Source organism: Shewanella marina JCM 15074 (assembly GCF_000614975.1).
In the GTDB taxonomy this organism is placed as follows: domain Bacteria; phylum Pseudomonadota; class Gammaproteobacteria; order Enterobacterales; family Shewanellaceae; genus Shewanella; species Shewanella marina.
Map to the genome: position 1 here is coordinate 124,414 of NZ_BALM01000008.1, position 21,743 is coordinate 146,156.

The 21,743-nt window shown below is 43.0% G+C and carries 16 protein-coding genes, 1 tRNA gene and 2 pseudogenes; 8 read left to right on the top strand and 11 right to left on the bottom strand.

Annotation, left to right across the window (positions count from 1 at the left end; all coding sequences use genetic code 11):
* Window positions 1-18: 18 nt before the first annotated feature.
* The 10 genes and pseudogenes from yedF to JCM15074_RS21555 all read right to left on the bottom strand — a co-directional run bounded on the left by yedF (window position 19) and on the right by JCM15074_RS21555 (window position 13,589).
* Window positions 19-261, bottom strand: a complete 243-nt coding sequence (gene yedF, locus JCM15074_RS08410) for a sulfurtransferase-like selenium metabolism protein YedF (RefSeq protein ID WP_025820799.1) — start codon at window positions 259-261, stop codon at window positions 19-21.
* Complete coding sequence (yedE, locus tag JCM15074_RS08415; protein WP_025820800.1) at window positions 258-1,439, bottom strand: selenium metabolism membrane protein YedE/FdhT; 1,182 nt, start codon at window positions 1,437-1,439, stop codon at window positions 258-260. The genes yedF and yedE overlap by 4 nt, the downstream gene beginning before the upstream one ends.
* 64 nt (window positions 1,440-1,503) lie before the next feature.
* The gene (gene fdhD / locus JCM15074_RS08420) at window positions 1,504-2,337 is read right to left on the bottom strand and encodes a formate dehydrogenase accessory sulfurtransferase FdhD (protein ID WP_025820801.1); all 834 of its coding nucleotides are present in this window, start codon (window positions 2,335-2,337) and stop codon (window positions 1,504-1,506) included.
* Window positions 2,338-2,359: 22 nt separating this feature from the next.
* Window positions 2,360-4,291, bottom strand: coding sequence for a selenocysteine-specific translation elongation factor (selB, locus tag JCM15074_RS08425; protein WP_025820802.1), 1,932 nt, complete (start codon window positions 4,289-4,291; stop codon window positions 2,360-2,362).
* Complete coding sequence (selA, locus tag JCM15074_RS08430) at window positions 4,288-5,724, bottom strand: L-seryl-tRNA(Sec) selenium transferase (RefSeq protein WP_025820803.1); 1,437 nt, start codon at window positions 5,722-5,724, stop codon at window positions 4,288-4,290. Before selA ends, selB begins: the two co-directional genes overlap by 4 nt.
* A gap of 72 nt (window positions 5,725-5,796) precedes the next feature.
* Window positions 5,797-6,717: a formate dehydrogenase accessory protein FdhE gene (fdhE, locus tag JCM15074_RS08435; RefSeq protein WP_025820804.1), complete on the bottom strand. Its 921-nt coding sequence runs from the start codon at window positions 6,715-6,717 to the stop codon at window positions 5,797-5,799.
* Window positions 6,718-6,722: 5 nt separating this feature from the next.
* Window positions 6,723-7,352 (bottom strand): formate dehydrogenase subunit gamma, encoded by a 630-nt coding sequence (locus tag JCM15074_RS08440; protein WP_025820805.1) that lies wholly within the window; start codon window positions 7,350-7,352, stop codon window positions 6,723-6,725.
* A gap of 5 nt (window positions 7,353-7,357) precedes the next feature.
* Window positions 7,358-8,272: a 4Fe-4S dicluster domain-containing protein gene (locus JCM15074_RS08445; protein WP_025820806.1), complete on the bottom strand. Its 915-nt coding sequence runs from the start codon at window positions 8,270-8,272 to the stop codon at window positions 7,358-7,360.
* Window positions 8,273-8,274: 2 nt separating this feature from the next.
* Entirely contained in the window at window positions 8,275-11,292 is a 3,018-nt protein-coding gene (gene fdnG, locus JCM15074_RS08450) for a formate dehydrogenase-N subunit alpha (protein ID WP_148300763.1), read from the bottom strand.
* Window positions 11,293-11,790: 498 nt separating this feature from the next.
* Window positions 11,791-13,589, bottom strand: a pseudogene (locus JCM15074_RS21555) (protein kinase domain-containing protein).
* Between the two features lie 197 nt (window positions 13,590-13,786).
* On the opposite strand from JCM15074_RS21555, the gene JCM15074_RS08465 reads away from it, so the two are divergent.
* On the top strand, window positions 13,787-14,137 hold the full coding sequence (locus JCM15074_RS08465) for a hypothetical protein (protein ID WP_025820809.1): 351 nt from the start codon (window positions 13,787-13,789) through the stop codon (window positions 14,135-14,137).
* Between the two features lie 67 nt (window positions 14,138-14,204).
* Complete coding sequence (locus JCM15074_RS08470; RefSeq protein ID WP_025820810.1) at window positions 14,205-14,864, top strand: thiopurine S-methyltransferase; 660 nt, start codon at window positions 14,205-14,207, stop codon at window positions 14,862-14,864.
* Window positions 14,865-14,935: 71 nt separating this feature from the next.
* Here JCM15074_RS08470 and JCM15074_RS08475 read toward each other — a convergent pair whose 3' ends face one another.
* Window positions 14,936-16,009 carry a porin gene (locus JCM15074_RS08475; protein WP_025820811.1) on the bottom strand — a complete coding sequence of 358 codons (1,074 nt, stop codon included), beginning with the start codon at window positions 16,007-16,009 and terminating at the stop codon, window positions 14,936-14,938.
* A gap of 484 nt (window positions 16,010-16,493) precedes the next feature.
* Between JCM15074_RS08475 and tcdA the strand changes: the two genes are divergently transcribed.
* From tcdA to JCM15074_RS21570, 6 genes and pseudogenes are all read left to right on the top strand, one after another.
* On the top strand, window positions 16,494-17,306 hold the full coding sequence (gene tcdA / locus JCM15074_RS08480; RefSeq protein WP_025820812.1) for a tRNA cyclic N6-threonylcarbamoyladenosine(37) synthase TcdA: 813 nt from the start codon (window positions 16,494-16,496) through the stop codon (window positions 17,304-17,306).
* 82 nt (window positions 17,307-17,388) lie between these two features.
* Window positions 17,389-18,614: pseudogene (gene pepT, locus JCM15074_RS21560) on the top strand (peptidase T).
* 184 nt (window positions 18,615-18,798) lie between these two features.
* Entirely contained in the window at window positions 18,799-19,410 is a 612-nt protein-coding gene (locus JCM15074_RS08490) for a superinfection exclusion B family protein (RefSeq protein ID WP_025820813.1), read from the top strand.
* Between the two features lie 183 nt (window positions 19,411-19,593).
* A tRNA-Leu gene (locus tag JCM15074_RS08495) sits at window positions 19,594-19,680 on the top strand.
* A 746-nt stretch (window positions 19,681-20,426) separates the two neighbouring features.
* Window positions 20,427-20,594 (top strand): hypothetical protein, encoded by a 168-nt coding sequence (locus JCM15074_RS24340; RefSeq protein ID WP_159105278.1) that lies wholly within the window; start codon window positions 20,427-20,429, stop codon window positions 20,592-20,594.
* Window positions 20,595-20,800: 206 nt separating this feature from the next.
* On the top strand, window positions 20,801-21,743 hold a 943-nt coding region (locus JCM15074_RS21570; protein ID WP_025820814.1), incomplete at its 3' end, for a YeeR family protein.

The following is a 21,743-nucleotide window of genomic DNA, read 5'->3' on the forward strand; positions in this document are numbered from 1 at the left end:
CTTATTAGTAATACCAATTTACTTGCGAATATAAAAACGGATATCACTACCTTCTTGAATGATGTTGAGTAGCTGATAGCCAAAGTTTTTGATATCAGCCGGAATGTTATGAATTGATTGAGCGCAGTCGCTTAGCACTTCTAATACTTCACCTGTTTCTAGGGTGAGCATGGTTTCTAAGGTCGCGACTGATGGGTAAGGGCAGCTTTCACCTGTCATATCCAATTGGTAGTCTGCAATAATTTCTGTCGTTTGTGTCATACCGGTATCCGTTTAAAAAAGCGTTTATGCCATAAATTAATTAATAATAGGGTGCTAGCCAATAAGGTTAAGGTGACAATTAGACCACCAATATGACCAAACTGGTCGAGTAGATTCACTTTAGGCCACTGGGTTGCTAACGGTGCAACGACTGGCCAGCAATAGGCGAGTAAGGTGGCACCAATGATATTGCCTAAGCCAACCCACCAAAAGTGGACTTGGCCTTCCATTGCGCGGTACATCCAGCCTGTTTCACAGCCGCCAGCCAGTACAATGCCAAAACCAAACAGCAAACCACCAATTAAGGTATTTGGACCTGCCCATTGCAGCTTTTGCACCGCACCCAATTCAACGAATAGCAGCACGCCAATGGCACTGACTGCCATACCTAAAATAAGCGCATTGGCCATATGAGTGCGCCCCATTAACCAAAGATCGCGAAAGGCTGAGGTAAAACAAATTTGAGCTCGTTCAATTAATAAACCAAAGAGGGCGCCAAACAGTAAGGCAATGGCCAATTTGGGCAGCTGTATGTAAATACCAACGGCAGTAAGCAGTAATGCGGCCAGCAACAACATGCCTGTGCCAAACTGAGATTTGTTCGCCGGTTTGGGTGTCGATGTTGCTGGCTGACGGTTGAGCTTTTTCAGCTTAATGGGCACTCTAAACATCGGCAGTAAGCAGCACTTTACCCCAAGGTATGAGCCTACCGCGGTGGCGATGGTGAACAACCAAGCATGTAGTGAGAACTGGGGAATACCGGCAAACATTGCGGCTAGGTTACAGCCCATGGCTAGGCGAGCGCCAATACCGGCAATAATGCCACCAATTAAGGCTTGGGCAATACGACGCTTATGTTGGGGCATGCGTAATTTAACGTTACTGGCCCATAACGCCGCAATGAGTGCGCCTAAAAACATACCGATAATGATCATGCCGCCAATGCGATCAAGTGGTGTGCCTTTAAGACCAATGATTTGAAAGTAGGGCCAAGTTTCAGCCTCAATGCCTACCAGTTGTAATAGATGTCCGCCCCAACGGGTAAATTCGCCTGTCACCGCCCATAGTGCGCCGGTGAGGCCAAAAAATAGTGCTGCTAATATTCCGGCTGCGATAACTGGGAGCGTAGGTTGCCAATAGCGAATAAAGAGGGTTTGTTTCAGTTGTGACCATTGCATGACTGGCATACTCGATATAGAAGAAAACGCTACAGATCATAAAACAAATCCATAGCGTAAATACTTAAATAACCTGCTTTAACATCACAGTTTGATGATTATTAATCCGTTCTGGATGGGTATAAATTGTGGCGCGATTTTCACGGCAAAAACCAACCAGTGTAATATTGGATTGTTCGGCTAAATCCAGTGCTAAAGCGGTGACGGCTGACATAGCAAAAATAATTTTGATATTGGCACTTGCGGCTTTTTGTACCATTTCAAAACTGGCGCGGCTGGTGAGCAATATTGCCGCTGGTGGCATATTATCAGTTAGCGCAATATGACCAATCAGCTTATCGAGTGCGATATGGCGGCCGACATCTTCAAAGCACGCTTGAATATGACCATCAAGGTTAATCGCCATTGCAGCATGAGTTGCACCTGTTTGTGAAAATAGGTGCTGTTTGCGGGCAACTTCGGTTAAGGTCAGACTGAGATTCGCAATATTAAAATCATCACCTTGGTCGACTTTTATGACGGGTTTAACGGCTTGGTCGAGCTGGGCGATACCGCATAGACCACAACCGGTACGACCGGCCATACTGCGGCGTTGCTCTTTTAATGCCATAAAGCAGCGATTGGTGATTTCAAGATGGATTAAGACGCCTGCCTCAACATGTTCGATATCAACCCCTTTGATTTCATGACGATGGTCCACAATCCGTTCAGATAAAGTAAAACCGATAGCAAACTCTTCTAAATCAACGGGAATTGCCATCATCACAGTATGTGATATGCCATTATAGATCAGTGCAATACGTGTCTCGCATGCTAGGGTTTCTGACTTTTCATATACTAAATCAGCTTGAAATCGTTGTGCGCTGACGGTATTCACAATCTTGTGTGTGGTGTGCATAGCAGATCCTATATCAAGCCATTTAATGAGATGAATGTGAGCGGTTGCTCGTGGCCGATGGCACAGCCTGTGGTTCAAATTGAAACAGCTCGTTATCTCGAATAATGCGACTATTACCGCGATACTCTCGACGGGTAAAACCTGTTTTATCAAATAACTCAAGCACTTGAATGCTGACCTTGCGGCCCATATTGATCAGTTGTCTAAACTCACTGGTTTCAAGCTGTTGATGAGCATTCAAGTGTTGTCTAATTTGGTCAGCATATTGGTGCAGCTGCTCTGTCAGTAAATAGCGATCTTTTACAACCGCGGTAATATGTCCCATTTGCACCAGTTTGTAGCATAAGCTGCGTAATGCTTGTGATTCTAACTTGAGTGTTTTAGCAAAGTCTGTGACCCATAATGGCTGGTTTGATGTGGCTAATAAGCTTTGCATTTGCAGCCAGACTTTTTGTTCTTGTGGATTAAGATTGAGTTGATGTTGTGGCAAGTGGTAAAGACCACGACTTGTTTGTAATTTATTTTGCTGACATAACTCATTGAGCGCATGGAAAATAACCTTATCAGCCACGGTGAGGTGACTCATACGTGCTAGACGGCTTCGGCCTAAACCGAGTTCATCACTGTGGCTTTGATGATAGGCATTAAGTGTTTGATACAACTTGGTTTGAATTTGCTCAAAGCTACTGCTGGCTAGGAGATATTGGTCAACTTGTTGTAGTTGTAAGGCTTGCGCAAGCTCAGTAACGTAATCTGTGCTGACTTGCCAGTGCCAACTGATCTGTTGTTTGATTTGTGGTTGCTGCTGACAGCTAACCATCAGCGCATCAATGGGTTGATCGCATTGACTTAATTGCTGCAAATAGCTGAGTCGTTCAGGTTTTCGCTTACCACGATTTGGCGGCGTTAATTCCAGTACCCTAGCGGCACCTAATGTGCTTTGACCAATGGCATCGCGCACAATAATGTGATCTAAATGAGTCAGCAGTAGTGGTTTATCAAATTGTAATTCAATCAGATGTTGCTGCGCGGTTTCCGCAGCGGCTAGGTACGCAATTCGTCCCAGACAATGTACGCCGCCATGATGTAGATGCACACTTTGCCAATGATTTGGTATGGTTTTTCCGCTGAAAACTGCCGTAATGCGGTCTGTTTTTTCTGGTTGTTGTTGCGCCGTTAACCAATCGCCTCTTTGCGGTAAATGGTGGTGATCAAAACCGGTTAAGTTAAGGGCAACACGTTGTTGCTCACGGCCTTGATGACAGACTTGGCCTTGGGCATGAATGCTACGCACGCGTACAGGATCGGTTTGGTTGCTGCAATAAAGTTTGTCATCGAGATTGACTTGGCCGCTAATGACGGTACCTGTGACCACCACACCTGCGCCTTTGACGGTAAAGACGCGGTCTAATGCCATTCTAAAACTTTGTTTGGTTTCGTTTTGCTTGGCTAAATGGCTGAGGGCTAATTGGCATAAATGCTGTTTTAATTGCTCAATACCTTGGCCTGTTTTTGCTGATACAGAAAAGCAATATTGCTGGCAGTCAAATTCAGTCAGTAATGGTGTCATCTGCTGAGTAACACGTTCAATTTGGCCAGATTCGGCTTTATCACATTTGCTGATGACGACGGTGATACTGGCTAAGTTAAGTAACTTTAGAATGGCCAAATGTTCACGGGTTTGCGGCATGACACCGTCATCGGCGGCGATGACCACTAATGCATGTTTAGCATTGGCAACACCGACTAGCATATTATTGATAAATTTCTCGTGACCGGGGACATCCACAAAAGCGAGCCGAATATCATGGCTGATATTCATAAAGGCATAACCTAGATCAATGGTCATGCCACGCTTTTTTTCTTCCGGCAATCTATCGGTATCAACACCGGTTAATGCTTGAATAAGGGCGGTTTTACCATGGTCAACATGGCCTGCGGTGACCATCATCATAGGTTATTCTCCACTGATTTTGGGGCACGACTTAATAGATGACTCAGTTGCTGATGCAATAGCCGCTCATCGTCACAGCCACGTAAATCAAGCCATAATTGGTCGGCATGAATACGACCTATGATGGGTGTTGCCAGTTGCTTTAATTGCTTATCCAATTGCAATAATTGCGGTTTGTGTTTGGTCGCAATACACAAGGCCATTGAGGCCAAGAGTTGATCTGGCTGTGAGCCACTGCCAATCTGAGTTGAACAGGCATTAACACTGATCTGATATTGGCTGTGGTAGGGCAGTGTTTGCAGTAACTGATGGGCGATATAGTTGATATCAGCTAATGGCTTAGCCAGCTTTGCTAACATTGGCAATTGCCGTGTGAGTTGTTCTGGCTGACGATATAGCCGTAAGGTGGCCTCTAATGCCGCTAAGGTCATCTTGTCACAACGCAGCGCGCGCTTTAATGGATGTGCTTGCAGCTTATCAATCAGCTGTTTGTCACCGACAACTAAGCCTGCTTGCGGACCGCCAAGCAGTTTATCACCGGAGAAACTCACCAGATTGACGCCCTCTTTAAGCATTTGTTGTGGCATTGGTTCTTTGGCTAAGCCAAATTGGGCTAAATCGACCAATGCGCCACTGCCCAAATCAGAGATCAGCTGGATACCACGTTGCTGGCATAATTTAGCCAGCTCTGCTTCCTCTACGCTGGCAGTGAATCCTGCAATATGATAATTGCTGGTATGCACTTTCATTATCGCCGCGGTATTGTCGGTAATGGCATTAGCATAATCTTGTAAATGAGTGCGATTAGTGCAGCCAACTTCGACTAGTGTACAACCTGCTTGACGCATGATATCGGGGATGCGAAAAGCGCCGCCAATTTCGACCAACTCGCCGCGTGAAACAATCACCTCTTTGCCCGGCGCCACCGCTGCGAGCATCAACAGCACTGCCGCCGCATTATTGTTGACTAAGCAACAAGCCTCTGCACCCGTAAGCTCATGTAATAATTCACTGATTTGACTGTCGCGATGGCCTCGTTTCCCCAGTCCCATATCAAACTCTAATGGAATAGGTTGGCGCATCACATTGGTGACGGCATCAATCGCCGCTTGGCTCATCTGTGAGCGGCCTAAGTTGGTATGTAAAATGGTACCAGTGAGGTTCATTACCCCTTGCATGCTGTGCTGATCTTTATCGATCACGATAAGTTGTAGGTGTTTAACTAAATTACTGCTGCTATGGCACCAGATGGGCAGTTGTTGATGCTGTTTAATATGTTGGCGTGCTTCATCAAGCAATAATCTAATTTGCTGCTTAATCCAGGCTTCACCAAAGCATTGCTGTAAACCTATCACTTGAGGTATCTGTAGCAGACTGTCTAACGCTGGTAAGCAGCGGTATAAGGCTTTAAGGGAGTTGATAGCTTGAGTCATAGGTCTAATCTTTTTATTGTTTTAAAAAGGCCAACCCAATGAGTTGGCCTTTGCTATAAATGATACGAATAATTATTGCGGTTCAGTTTCTTGCTGCTGGTGGCTTAGTAGCAATGGATTAACATTGGTTGAATGAAATCCTTGTTGCTGCATCTGCCCAGCGATAAAGAGGGTGGCTAAATCATCAGCGACCACTTCTAACTCAGGGTTGACGTTAGTGAACATCATTTTGGTGTAACTATGGCAGCAGCCACAGCTTTCCACGCTAAGTTCGGCATTTTTCTCTTTTTCTGACCACAAATGAATATCAGTATTGTCTTCACAGTTAGTACATTCGGCGCGCACACGGTGCCACTGGCTTTCACATAAGCTGCAGTGTAAGTAGCGTAACCCCTCACGTGGCTTTGACTTTATTACACTGGCCACTGGGTGACTACCACAGATTGGGCACAGTGACTGCTGATTGTGCTCAACAGTCACCGCTGTTGGCTCAATAGTGGCTGCCACATGTGACCAGTAAACACTTAATGCTGCCCAGATAAACAGACTATATTGAGCAGGCACTGCATCGATGCGAGTAGACAGCAAATCCTCAGCATATTGTTGCAGTGTTGCCTCTGGTAAGCCGCTTAAATCTCGTAGCACCGCCTGAATTGGGCTTGGCACTACGGGCAATAGTTCTGCGACGAGTTCCAGCAATATCGACTGCCAATAATTACCCCACTCAAAATTGCCATGAGCTAGCGGCATCGTTGCGTTTAGATCAAGTTGTGGTAATTGGCCAAACTGTCCAAGCTCTGCTTGTTTTGCTTGGGCTTTAACCACTAGATTCAGCAGATTAAAATAATCCGTTAAACCTGAGTCTGCAGCTAAACTTGCTAAACGCGCTGCTCGCATTTGGTAAGTTATGGTAGGAGTCGCCACGATTAACGGCTTAATTGCCAAATCGTCTTGGTTAGTAATATCTTTAGCGTCGATAATTGCTGATGTCATAAGTACTATTTTTCCGAATGTGATTCGTCGTTAAGCATATTTGGGTGGTGCTTCTTGCACCATGCTTTCGACACATAACCGTAAAGCATGCCTGCTACAGAACCTTCAACCCAAGTTGCCATCCAGAAGTGAACGATAACGAAGATCAACATGATTACTGCACAAACAGCATGAAGCAGAATTGCCCACTGCACGCTAACGGTACTAAAGAAAGGTGTGAAGTATGGTTGCCACATCATGATGCCTGTAATCGTTAGTACGATTGAGGTGATCACGAAAGTGCGGAACAATACTTTTTGACCCGGATTGTAGTGGCCAATTGGCGGGATCTTGTCTTCGTTTTCTAGCATCACGTCTTTGATCGCTAGCATCCAAGTTAGATCGCCTTTTTCCCACTTGTTATGGTGGTAATAGCGCGCCAACATCACCATTAAAGGTAGACACATCAATAAACCAGCAATCGGATGTAAAGCGCGAGCTAACTCCGGTGTACCAGCAATCAGGCCTAGCCATTGAAATGATGGATAGAAAAACGAAAATCCCGTTAAGAATGTGAAGATACCTGTTGCCACAACAAACCAGTGACAAACGCGGTCAAACATTTTATGACGCAGGATGAGTTCAGGCTTATGCATGAGCGTTACTCCTTATCTGTCTTTTCTGGGTGGCTGTGGTGCTGTTGGGCATAAGCAATCGGATCGTCTTCTTCAACGATATTGCGACCAACAGTGATACGGTGTACACAGGCAACGGCTACCGCGCCAAGAATACCGGCAGTACCTAATGGCTTAACAACATCTTGCCATAGGGTAGTAGGTAAACTTGTCTTAGGATCAGCCGGCAGGCCGTAGCTTTCAGGCTTGTTGATGTCGTGTAGCACCATCACCATACCTGTGCCGCTCACACCTTTAGGGTTGTAAAGACCCGCATTGGCATAACCGCGCTCTTTTAGTTGCGCTACACGCTTTTCAGCGATGAACAACATATCTTCACGGGTACCAAACTTAAGTGCGCCAGTTGTACATGTTTTCACACATGCAGGTTCTTGACCTGCTTGTACTCGGTCAGCACACATGGTGCACTTGTATACCTTGCTGTCTTTCGGATTTAATGAAATCGTACCGAACGGACAAGCAGATACACAGTAACCACAACCCACACATTTATCGTGGTTCAGCTCAACGGTACCATTGCTCTTTTGAACAATTGCGCCCTTGGTTGAACAGGCTGTTAAACATGCTGGGTCTTCACAATGCATACATGCACTGTGAGTGAACTGCCAGCGTAGCTTTTTGTTGTCATCAACAAATTCGTTGAACTTGATGATGGTCCAGCTATCAGCTGACACAGCCATTGGGTTTTGGTAGCTACCTTGGAAAGTACCTACTTCAGCACGCAAATCGTTCCACTCTGAACACGCAACCTGACACGCCTTACAACCATTACACTTAGTTGCATCAAACAACTTAGCTATCTTTGGAATCGTACGGCGAATACGAGATTGAGGGTTTAGATCAGATAAGCCTGAACTAGCAGCGATATCTTTATCAGACATGATTACATTCCCTCAGCCTTTTCGATGTTAACTAAGAATGCTTTGTACTCAGGTACTTGAGTATTTGCATCACCCACTTCCGTGGTCAGTACGTTACAGGTATAGCTCTTACGCGTTAAAGCGTTATGGCTGCCGTGACGTGGTAAACCGACGGTGTGAACCCATTGACCATTAACTTTTAGTGGTTGTAGACGTTTAGTCACTAACGCTTTGATTAAGATACTGCCGCGCTTAGAGCTAATGCGTACCCAATCACCATTGTTAATGCCTTTGTCTGCTGACAATACTTCATCAAGCTCAACGAAAGTTTCCGGCATAGAGATAGCGGCTAGACGGCAATGTGTTGACCAATAGTTAAAGTGTTCAGTCACAGAGTAAGTGGTACATACATAAGGGAATTCCTGATGTGTACCTAACGTCTCTTCAATACCAGGTAAAATACGTACCGCAGGGTTACGCACCACTTTAGGATGTAGTGGGTTAGTACCAATTGGCGATTCTACTGGCTCGTAATGCTCAGGGAATGGTCCCTCTGCTAGCATCTTTAATGCGAAGAAACGACCCATACCTTCAGGCTGCATAATAAATGGATGTGCAGATTCTTGAGGGTTTAGCTTCATGTTGAAGTCACCCACGTCGATACCTTGCCATTTGCCATTCTTCCACTCAACGATAGTACGCTTTGGATCCCAAGGCTTACCGTTCACATCACAAGATGCACGGTTGTACAGTACGCGGCGGTTTGCTGGCCATGCGAATGCCCAACCTGGAGTGATACCTTTACCTGATGGGTCAGTGTTATCACGGCGTGCCATTTGGTTACCGGCTTCAGTCCATGAACCTGAGTAGATCCAGCAACCACAAGCAGTAGTACCGTCATCTTTAAGCTGAGTAAAGCTGTCTAGCTGACGACCCGTTGTTAAGTCGATACCGTTAAGCTCTTTTGCAACATCATGACAATGTGGATGCTTAGGATTGCTGTAGTTCCAGTTAATCGCTTCGATTGGCTCTGGTAACTTACCGCCTTCTTTGGCGTAAAGATCTTTAATGGTGTGCATTAAACCGGTTAGGATTTCAGCATCTGGTAAAGACTCACCCGGTGGGTTAGCGCCTTTCCAGTGCCACTGCATCCAGCGACCTGAGTTAACGATACAGCCTTCTTCTTCAGCAAATAGGGTCGTTGGTAGACGGAACACTTCAGTCTGAATATCAGCTGGGTTCACATCGTTAAAGTCACCTGCGTTTTGCCAGAAAGTTGCGGTTTCTGTCGCTAATGGATCCATCACCACAAGGTACTTAAGGTTTGTTAATGCTTTTAGTACTTTATTGCGGTTAGGCTGCGAGTTAATCGCATTTACACCCTGTACGAAATAACCGTTAACCTTACCGTGGTACATCATGTCGATATGACGTGCGTAGTCATACTGCAGATCCCACTTAGGTAACCAGTCATAACCCCAGTTGTTAGACGCCGTTGCGTAATCACCCCAGAAGCTCTTCATTTGCGACACGAAGAATTTCGGGTAATTTTGCCAATAGTTAGTTTGGCCCGGGCGTAATGGTGTTGGTGTGTAGTTAGTTAAATAGGTTTGTAGATCAACATCTTGATCATTTGGTAACTTTAAGTAACCAGGTAAGTTCTGACATAAAAGACCCATGTCAGTTGCACCCTGTACGTTAGAGTGACCACGCAGTGCGTTAACACCACCACCAAGCACACCGATATTACCTAGCAGTAACTGAACCATTGCCATAGTACGGATGTTTTGTGCACCCTTAGAATGGTGAGTCCAGCCTAGTGCATACATAAATGTCGCCACTTTATCGTGGGTATGCGTGCTAGCAATCATCTTACAAACTTGTTCGTAATCATCTACTGGCGTACCAGTGATGTTAGATACGGTTTCAAAGTCGTAACGCTCTACGTGGTGCTTTAATAAGTTCCACACACAGCGAGGGTGTTCATAGCTTGGATCAACTTTGGCATAACCTTGTTCATCTAGCTCGTAATACCATGACTCTTTGTCATAACTGCCCGATTTTTCATCGTAACCGCTGAATAGACCATCGTTAAATTCGAAGTCTTCACGGACGATAAAGCTCGCGTTAGTGTATGCCTTAACATAGTCATAGTTGACTTGTTTGGTTTCGATCATGTAGCGAATAACACCTAATAGGAAGGCGATATCGGTACCAGAACGTAAAGGCGCATAGTGATCAGCAAGTGCTGCACTACGAGTGAAACGAGGGTCAACAACCACTAACTTAGCGTTGTTGTTTTGCATAGCTTCTGATACCCAGCCGAATCCGACAGGGTGAGCTTCTGCTGCGTTACCGCCCATAATCACAACTAAATTCGCGTTCTTAATATCGATCCAGTGGTTGGTCATAGCACCGCGGCCAAATGTTGGAGCAAGACTTGCTACCGTTGGCGAGTGTCAATTACGTGCAATGGTGTCGATGGCAACTAGGCCAAGCGAACGTGCGAACTTATGAGTAATGAAGCCGCCTTCATTTGGTTGTGCAGATGAAGTCATCATACCTGCAGTTAACCAGCGGTTTACTGTGGTGCCATCTTCATTTTTTTCAATTAGGTTGGCATCACGGTCATCTTTCATATGACGTGCAATACGTGCATATGCTTCATTCCAGCTAATACGTTTCCATTCATTAGTGCCTGGTTCACGTACTTCTGGATATTTATTACGGTTAGGGCTGTTAACATAGTCAACTAGGCCTGCACCTTTCGGACAAAGAGCGCCGCGGTTTACTGGGTTATCAGCATCTCCCTCGATGTGGAAAATGTGATTCTCAGCGTTTTTACCGTTGCTGTTGTGACTGTACATTAACAGACCACAGCCCACTGAGCAGTAACAACAATTGTTACGGGTTTCTTTAGCTTTTAATAACTTGTATTCACGGGGAGCTGCCATAGCGTCACCGGGCATAAGCCCCAGTGCGGCAATGGCGGAGGTTGTTGCCCCACATGCACACAGTTTAAAAAACTGGCGTCTATCCATTTGAGTTTGCCTCATTATTATTTGTTAAGCACGATGCTTGTGCGTTCACACTGCGAGTTATCGAATTCACCAATTCAATAACCTAATTTAACTAGCGGGCAAAGTATCTTTAAAGTCAGCAATAATGACAATTAATCTGAGATGATCGTGATCACAAACAAAATGCAATAAAATAAACGTCTGGTTACTTGGTTATTTACAAGTTTAATGTTTTGGTTATTGCTTTTATATTGGTTTAAAGTGTTGTTTTTAATCTGAATATTAGAGCTGGACATAATGTCTTGATGGGTTTCTGTTTGTGTCCCAAAAAATCCATTTATTAGTAAATGTTAACCTAATGAATGAAAATAGAGAAAATTGTCGTGTTATCAGCTTTTTTTTATAAATAAAATAAAGATAAACAATGCGTTATATAGTTAACTATATTCGGCAAAGGTTATTTTTTAGGTGTTTTTTTAGATATGAATAATTAAAAAGTTGCTGATGAGACAAAATGTCTTAAATTGCCTTGGGATTGCGAGGATAAAACTTGCTGGGTAATTGTTCAATCGGATTAAACTGGCGGGTATTCTTATAGGGCAGTTTCATAAAACCGCTGATCCCTGATCCTGAAATTTCAGGAGTACAGCTTAAAATTAGATCTAAATTCGCTCTAAACTCAGCCTGTTTTCTTGGATTTAATAGCTTTAAATAGTGGTGTATTTTGAGGTGATTGGCCTGTTTTTCAAAAATAATACAGCCGGTATGGTGGATTTGGTTCAGTTTGGCCAGTGCTTTCATGATTGATTTAGGCAGTTCTAAGCTCTCATCGGGATCGCGGCCATCTTCAAAATAAGAGTGTAATCTCGATTTATTTTCTAATATGGGGCCCACTCCCACATCAAATACCAGTTGTTGCTGATTTTCTTGTTGTAATTGTTGCTGTGCATTATGGCTAAAATGAAGGGTGTTTTTTGCATTAAAGAAACAAGCCTTAAAGACACCTTTAAGTTTGATCCCTTGCGCTAAGGTCACCATATTATTGACGGCAACCGTCAACGACTGTTTTAAGCGGTTATCATATAAAGCTAAGTTTGAATCGATATAAATACCACTTTCACGCCAGTGGATAGCCAGTCCGCCAACAATCGGGTATTGGCCTAGACGACTCACCGCTGCAATAAAGCCTTTTTCTGTATCAGCCATACCCACCATAAAATTACGATAGTACTTATCCAATTGCACATCATCTATTTGGTGGATCGGCGTGCTATTGGCGTGTTGGCGCATAAAAGATTTACGCGAACTATAGCAAACCGTTTCTATCTCTTTATTTAGGTGTGATGACCAGATGGGAATTTTGGGATGAATTGTCACTTTCGTTAATGGTGGCAGATGCAGTCTATGGTTATGACGCATGCTTTTTATAAAGTAGTCACCGCCATGACGTCTAACGAGTGGATTATTACTGAGCATTGCCGTTAATGTATTGGCTAATTCTTGGGGTAAGCCAATGCTATTGGGGCTAATGACTTGACTGCCAAAGCGGCTCGCTTGGCCAGAAGCAATACTATATAAAGTAGCAGCGACACCTTGTTCATCAAATCTAGGCTAGATAAGGCGCCAGCAAGTTGTTCTTCACCAATAAAATAGACATCGCCCATACGAGCATTACTGCATTCGATATTGTCGGTCATCACTTGCAAACCTGTCCCTCCGCATGGCTGTAACTGGCTGTCAAGTTGCGCGGGTACCGCGGAGCCCCAATCGATTAAGGCTAATTTGCCGGATGCTTGATCATAAACCAGATTAGAGGGTTTGATATCGCCATGCACGATAATGGGAGGCTGGCGTAGATAATCTAATAAATCAGCCAATTGAATAGCGATATGCATTACTTCATGAGGCGGTAATGGTCCTTGGCGAATACATAACTGCTCTAAATCTTCACCTTTGGCTTGTGCCATCACCAAAATGCCCTGTTTGCCCACTTGAGCGTATTGGACCAAAGGCGGAATATTGTTATGGCAAACTTGCGATAGCATATAAGCTTCTTCTTCTAAGCGCTGCTGAATATGAGGTGGCAAGGTGAGCCGAGAAAACTTAAACACATGATGTTGGTTGAGTTGATTGATGCCGGCAAATACAAAACCATAAGCGCCTTTACCGATAAACCTGACTTTGCGATAGCCAAGCTTTGCTAATTCTTGCTTACACAAACGAAACCATGCTTTATGCTTACGGGCGTCATTAGCACTGAGTAAGTAAATAGACTGCTCTTGAGAGATGTAAAATTGCTGTAATGCGGGGGCGGGCATAATCTCTCCTTGGTTATACACTATCTATTCCATTGATTGTTGCGCTAACGGTTCACATTCTTGTTAGAGATGGTATTTATTTCGCCAGAACAATTGATATAAGTCAATCTTGTTGCTGCGTACTATAGGTAATCTTGAGGCGAGTAACTAATAATATAAATTGTTGATTTAGAAAAATCTAAATGATAGGAGGCACTATGGGTCATCCAGATAAAGCATTATTGATTGAGCTGATGGATTTTCCTCGGCAGAAAATCCTGCAAGGGATGGAATTGGCTTATTGCCCACACGCCGGTTTTTTCAACCCCGTTGACGAACAATGTATCTATTGTCATCAAGGGATGGAATGTGTGTGGATGAACCACAACGATAAGTTAGTGGCGCTGGAACAAAAAGATTATCAAGCGTTAAAGCAGCAGTTATTGATTGCGCTAGATTATATTGATTCGAGCTTAACACCACATCATTTGTCACGCCGAAACTGTGAATGTGATAACTGTGTTTGGATGCGCAAGGTGAGTAAAGTTTTAGCATTAGAAACAGTTTAAACTTGCACTCCAGCCTCGCACTATTTAGAGTCATTGCATCTATGATTTATATATGGCGGATGGCACTGTGCAACCGAGTTTTTGGCATGATAAATGGCAACAGCAACAAATAGGCTTTCATCAACAGAGCATTAATCCCTATTTGATTAAATTTTTGCCGCAGCTTTCACTGAGCGCGAACGCGCAAATCTTTGTTCCTCTATGCGGCAAATCGCTAGATATGCATTATCTTACCGAGCAAGGTTATCAAGTGCTCGGTTGTGAGCTTGATGCATCGGCTATTGCTCAATATCTACAAGAGCAGCAACAGCAATACACGCATAGCAGCGATACTGATTTTAATTACTTCGATGCTCCACAATTACACCTTGTTCAAGGTGATTTCTTTAAGTTACAGCCTCAGCAATTAAGTCGCATTAATGGTTTTTATGACCGCGCGGCACTCATTGCTTGGCCAGATGAGATGCGCAGCCAATATGCTCAAAAATTAGCGCAGCTTATTCCTGCGGGGATCAGTGGTTTATTAGTGACCTTAGATTATCCGCAAGCTGAATTATCAGGCCCGCCGTTTGCCGTATCTGATGCTTGGTTGCAACAGCATATGGCCACAGATTTTGAGATTGAGTTACTGCAATCATTAGATGTGTTAGCCGAGAATCCAAGATTTGTGAAAAAACAGGTCAGTTGGCTCAATGAATCAGTGTATTTGTTGCGACGTAAAGCCTAATCAGTAAGATAGAAAAAAGGCAACAAAAAAGGCGACCATGGTCGCCTTTTAGCTATCTGAATAACTTCAGATTAGAAGTCGTAACGTACACCTACAGATAATACGCTGTCTTGCTTAAGATCCATTTTAAGACCTGCATTCTTATAGTCACCTTCGTAATGAGCATATTGGCCATATACTAGAGTAGACTTAGATAGACGGTAATCAGCACCAGCAGTGATGTTGTTGATCTTCACGTCAGATACAGCTTTTGTATCTAAAGAAGTAGCAGACATACCAGTTAAGTTCTTGAAGTAAGAACCTAAACCAGACTCGTCATAACCGTATTGAAGTTTTAGGTTAACGCCATTTAGGTTGTACTTAGCGCTTACAAAGTAAGTATCACCTTCAAGAGTGTTAACTACAGACTCAGAGTTCTGTGCTAATGCACCTAGTGTTAATTGGCCTAGTTTAACTTGAGCCACACCGCGGTATGCATCAATGTTGTTGATTGCTTTGTTATAAGACGCAGCTACATAGTAGTTGTGTGCTTTTAACTTGCTGTCACCTAATGTTGCACTCACTGCATATTGGTTATGCTTAGCTGAGTTATCTGCACCAGCTTGGTTGTCTTTCATTAGGTAAGTAGCGTTAACTGTCACTAGATCAGCGATCTTAGGAGAGTAGTACCAAACACCATCAGCAACACGGCCTTGGCCAGCTACTAAACGGTCGATATCCGCGTTGGTGTTACCGAACGCGTCAACAGAACCTTCTACTTGCTTGAATACTGGGTCATTACGACCAACTAATACAGTACCAGCATTGGTTTTTAAACCTAAGAAAGTGTTACGGCTGTTGAAAGGTGATTTACCTTTGTCAGCGCCCATGTTGTCAACACCGAATTCCATTTGGTAAACGATATCATAACCTTCAGCGATGTTTTGAGTACCTTTCACACCAATGTGTGAAAAGTTGTTTTCAAAATAAGTACCAGCATGGCCAATTTCTTTACCGCTAGTGCTACCTTGAAGAGTAGAGCTTGCTTCAGTAGTAGTAGCAGCTACGTCGATACGACCGTAAACTTGAGGACCGTCAGCTAAAGCAGCGAATGAGGCTACAGACAGTGCAGATGCAATAGCTGCAGAAATAAAGGTCTTCTTCATGTATTTGCTCCCAAGAACCTGAGTTCTATATTCCATTTTTGAATGGTTATTAAGTGAGGGTCTTATCGTTAACATTTACTTTAATGATAAAACGGATGGGATTTTTTCAGGTTTACGTTATATAAACAGTGATTTGGATCACGCTTTAGTGCTGATTCATGCAATCTAGCTCGCAAAATGTGAAAAAAACATACAAATTGACCAATAATTCAACAAAAGTATAAATTTCAATTCTTGAAAAATTGTGAGAATTAAGCCATTTTTAGCGTAAATATGTGCTATTACAGTATTTGTTAGCGTTAAAAGCTGTTGATTTTATGTTGCTTGGTTGTAGCTACCATTAAGTTTGGTGCTTAAAAAAGTTTGGATTGCGGTTTTAGCTAGGACTTAATGACAAAACCAGTCGCTTTTAAGTGGACAAAACAAGCATTTTTGATGGCTTTACGATAAAATTTGCCACAATTACTAAATTGAGGTGCTTATGCTGTCACAAGCCTATTTAAATCGTTTCGCTGGTATTGGTCGTTTGTATGGTCAACAAGCGTTATTAAAGTTTGCTAACTCTCACGTGGTTGTGGTGGGAATTGGTGGCGTGGGTACATGGGCGTGCGAAGCGTTAGCGCGTAGCGGTATTGGTCAAATTAGCTTAATTGATCTTGATGATATTTGTGTGACTAACACTAATCGTCAAATCCATGCATTAAAGCAAACCATTGGTGCTTCTAAAGTGGAAGTGATGGCAGAGCGAATTATGGCGATTAATCCTGATTGCCAAGTGAATCAAATTGAAGATTTTATTACCCCTGAAAATTTAGCCGAATATTTACCAAGTGCTAAATTTGGCGGCAATATTGATTATGTCATTGATTGCATAGACTCAATTAAAGCTAAAACAGCCATGATTGCATGGTGTAAGCGTAATAAAATTAAATTGGTGACTGTGGGTGGTGCGGGTGGTCAGATGGACCCAACTCAAGTACAAGTGACTGATTTGGCTAAAACCTACCAAGACCCATTATTGGCTAAAGTTCGTAATCAATTGCGTCGCGATTTTGGCTTTAGTAAAAATCCGGCACGTCGTTTTGCGGTTGATGCGGTATTTTCAACTGAGCATTTAACTTACCCAGCAGCTGATGGTGAGGTCTGTCAAACTAAGGCAGATGCGCAGGGCAGTATGCGTATGGATTGTGCTTCAGGATTTGGTGCCAGTACGGTAGTGACAGGCACATTTGGTTTTGTTGCAGCAAGCCGAGTATTAACTAAATTAGCAGATAACGCGAAAGCTAAAACAGCATAAATTAATAAAAGTGTGATCTAGATCTAATGAGATTTTGGGCTGGGTTGATAGACTCAGCCCTCGTTTTCCAACTGGTTTTGCTATGAAACAGGCCATTTTAGCGCGTTTTTTACGCTACGTTAGTATCGACACCCAGTCAGATCCCCATTCGACAACCTTTCCAAGCACTTATAAGCAAGTAGAATTTGCCCAGCAGTTGCAACAGGAACTTATTGAACTTGGTTTCAGTGATGTTGCCCTATCTGATAAAGGCTACCTAACTGCTACCGTGCCTGCGACAGTGGATAATGTTCCTTGTATTGGTTTTATTTCACACCTTGATACAGCACCCGATTTCAATGGTGCCAATGTTAAGCCGCAAGTGATTGAAAATTATCAAGGTCAAGATATTGCTTTAGGTGACTCAGCTGTTTTGTCTGCAAGTCAATTTAGTAGCTTAACGCAATATATTGGACAAACACTGATTACCACCAGTGGCGATAGCCTATTAGGTGGTGATGATAAAGCTGGTGTGACAGAAATCATTACCGCTTGCCATTACTTGCTACAGCATCCTGAAATTGCCCATGGCAAAATTCGGATTTGTTTTACCCCAGATGAAGAGATTGGCGCTGGTGCTGATCACTTTGATGTTGAAGATTTTGGTGCACAGTGGCTTATACCATTGATGGCGGCGAAATTGGCGAGTTAGAGTTTGAAAACTTTAATGCTGCTACTGCGGTCATTACAGCCAAAGGCAATAACTGTCATCCAGGCAGTGCCTATGGTGTGTTAGTCAATGCGTTGACTATGGTGGCGCGCTTTCATGCCAAAATGCCATTAAAAGATACCCCAGAGCACAGTAAAGATTACCAAGGTTTCTTTCACCTAGTGGATATGGGCGGTAGCACTGAACAAGCGCAATTAACCTATATTATTCGCGACTTTGAAAAAGAGCAGTTTGAGCAGCGTAAACAGTGGCTGACTGAGATGGTTGAAAAATGCAATGCCGAGCTTAAAGACAGCAGCATTAGCATTAACATTGAAGATAGCTATTACAATATGAAGCAGCAAATTTTGCCGCATCCGCATATTATTGAGATAGCTAAAGCTGCAATGCAGCAATTAGATATCGAACCTAAAGTGAAGCCAATTCGTGGCGGTACTGATGGTTCACGCTTATCTTACATGGGGTTACCTTGCCCGAACTTGTTTACTGGTGGACATAACTTCCATGGTAAGCATGAATATGTGTGCTTAGACTCAATGGAAAAAGCCGCACAATTGATTATTAAGATTAGCCAATTAACAGCAGAGCAAAAAGCTTAACTGTTTATCTAATTTGTATTATTACAGATTATCTAGAGCCCAGCTAAATGCTGGGCTTTTTCTTTTTGAAGTATCATAGCTCATGGCACTTATTTTGCTTTGTCATGCAGTAGATAGAGAAATATCACTTTTTAGAGCCAATAAAACGGCTATTGAAACAGAATTTTGACGCAGGGATGATGTCATGCTTTTGCCCAGCTTAACAGTTTTAACTCAGTCGCGTATACGCGCGTTACTCACCTTACTTATGATTTGGCTTGGTTTACTTTGTGGTGCAGCCTTATTTATGCCAACTCAGTGGGCAGGGGCATTACACCTTGAATCATTGCATCAAAAATTAGGTTTCTTACTGGGGTTAGGCTTGATTGTTTCAATCAGCTATTTTGCGAGTCTACTACTTTATGTGATTACTGCTAAGTTATTGCAAACCGTGCAGTTTACTCAGCAAGGTAAGAAAATATCAGCCAAGTTGGCGATTTTAGATGCAGCCGAGCGTGCGCTCTTAAGAGAGTTCTTTTTGCAAAGTACCAATAAGCTGACGCTGCCACAAAATGAAGCCTGTGTTGAAGCGCTGGTACGAAGCTATGTACTTGAATGCGTAGGTAATGAGCAACATTATGCGATTCAAGCTTCAACTGCTGATTATAAGATTTCAGCGAAAGCCCGTAGTCAATTAACCCGGCAATTATTGCGATTACCAGCAGGTAATCCATCAGAAGATGAGATGCAACAACTCATCAAGGCCAGACCTGCTTTTGTCACCAGCGCCATGACGCCACGTAAAAATGCAGCATAAGTGTTGTCGGATTTTGGAGTATTCGCGAATGAATATGTCGGTAAAAACAACATGCTGCTTCAAATTTATGCACTTGATACAAAAGTTAAAGTAAAACGCTTGCCATTACGGCGAGCATCAGTATAATTTCGGTCACTTACTGAGGAACTGGGAAACTTGTTTGCAGTAATGACAATTTGAGATGCCAGTGTGGTGAAATTGGTATACACAGGGGATTCAAAATCCCCCGCCTTTAAAAGCGTGTCGGTTCGAGTCCGACCACTGGTACCAAACATTTAAACCGACATTTAGTCGGTTTTTTTGTGTCTTTTTTTTGTCAAAAACATAAAGAATAAAGCTAAAAGAAAAGCGTAGGCTATTGAATCCCAGGGATTCCTATTCATAACATCAGCCCGCCTTTAAAACCATGGCGGTTCGAGTCCGACCACTGGTACTATCTCAGAATAAACCGACGAAAGTCGGTTTTTTTGTATAGGGATATACTTATCCCCGAGCGCCATGGATGGTGCAAGAGGGGATTTATGCCTAAAATTTGGTAAAAGCTAAAAGCTAAAAGCTAAAAGCTAAGAACGAAAGGCGTGGGCTATTGAATCCCGAGGATTCCTATTCATAACATCAGCCGTCTTTAAAACCATGGCGGTTCGAGTCTGATCACTGGTACCATCTCAAACTTATAAACCAGCCTAAGAGCTGGTTTTTTTGTATAGGGATATACTTATCCCCAGGCGCCATGGATGGTGCAAGAGGGGATTTGTGACTAGAGGTTTTTATTTTTATCTTTTGTGAGAGGTGTAAATAGAGATAATTTTAAATTATTAGAACATCAGTAGTATATGATGTAAATCTTAAGCCCTATCTTCGTTGTAAATTATTTTATTAACTCTAACTGGCTGAAATAAAATTATTTTTTTGCAATAGTCCTGAGATTAATTATTTCCCATTACTATAACTGTGATCTGTTTAAGATTTTACTTTGCCCACGAATGCTAGTTTAGGCACCTTTTATGGGAGCTAACATGCGTTATTCGCTGATGATATTGGCTTTATGTTGTAGTGTGAGTACGCAGGCAGCTGAGCAATGTGGTGTGAGTGCTGTTAAGCAAGCGCAGGCGTTATTAGCGTTTCATGCTGGAGTGAATGAGCAAAGCTATATTGTGAGCCAAAGGTTGAATATTTACCCCTAATGGTTAATCCAGTTAATTCCCAACAACGGTTTCAAGTGATTGCAGTGACAGGTTTTATTTATAAAGCCCAGTATCAAATGCAGTTTCAGTATTACACTATTGGTGATGATTGCGTCTTAATGGGGCAAAGCATTATAGAGTATGCATCGTTGTAGTTTGAAGCAGCATTAAGTTCTGCTTTATTTTAATAGATTTATTTGAGTTGTATGAAAAAAAATAAAACCACGATTGCTGCTGATAGTTATAGTATGCAACAAAGTGCCCAAAACCATGCTGATAATGTAGTGATGCACGGTCGTCAAGGGCATGGGTTCGCGGCTGAAAAGGCAAACCATTTAGCTGATAAATTGAGTGGTAAACAGGCTGAATTAGTAGGTACTGATAACGCTAAATATGGTGCAGATCGTCTTGTTGACGGCGTCTATATTCAAACGAAATATTGTCAAACCGGTGCGAAATGCATTAGCGAGTGTTTTAAAAATAATCGTTTCAAATACTTGAATGCGGATGGTTCACCTATGGTGATTGAGGTGCCATCTGATAAATATGAGTCAGCATTACGAGCAATGCGGCAACGTATCCGTAAAGGGGAGGTTTCTGGCGTATATGATCCAGTTGATGCTGAAAAGTTCGTTAAAGCGGGGGCATATACGCTGCAACAAGTTCAGAATATTGCCAAATTTGGGACGATTGAAAGTTTAAAATATGATGCTAAGAATGGCACGGTGACTGCGGCGACTTGTTTTGGTATTTCTGCCACAATTTCATTTGCATTGGCTATGTGGCGTGGTGATAACCTGAAAGAAGCATTAACTCAATCTTGTAAGGCTGGGCTACAAACTGGTGGTGTAGCTTGGGCTGTACAATTAATTTCTGCTCAAATTGGTCGTACGGGGATTGAGCAACTACTGCGAATGAGTACTGATTCGATTGCGAAAACAATGGGAACACGCGTAGCAAATAGTGTTGCGAGAAGTTCAGGTAAGGCGTTAGCGGGTGATGCGGCTATTAATTATGTCAGTAAGGCGTTGAGAGGAAATATTATTGCGGGTACCGTAACCACATTAGTACTGTCTTCGGCTGATATTGCCCGTATGTTTAGGGGGCGTATTTCTGGTGGCCAACTATTTAAGAATGTTTCGCAAAAGC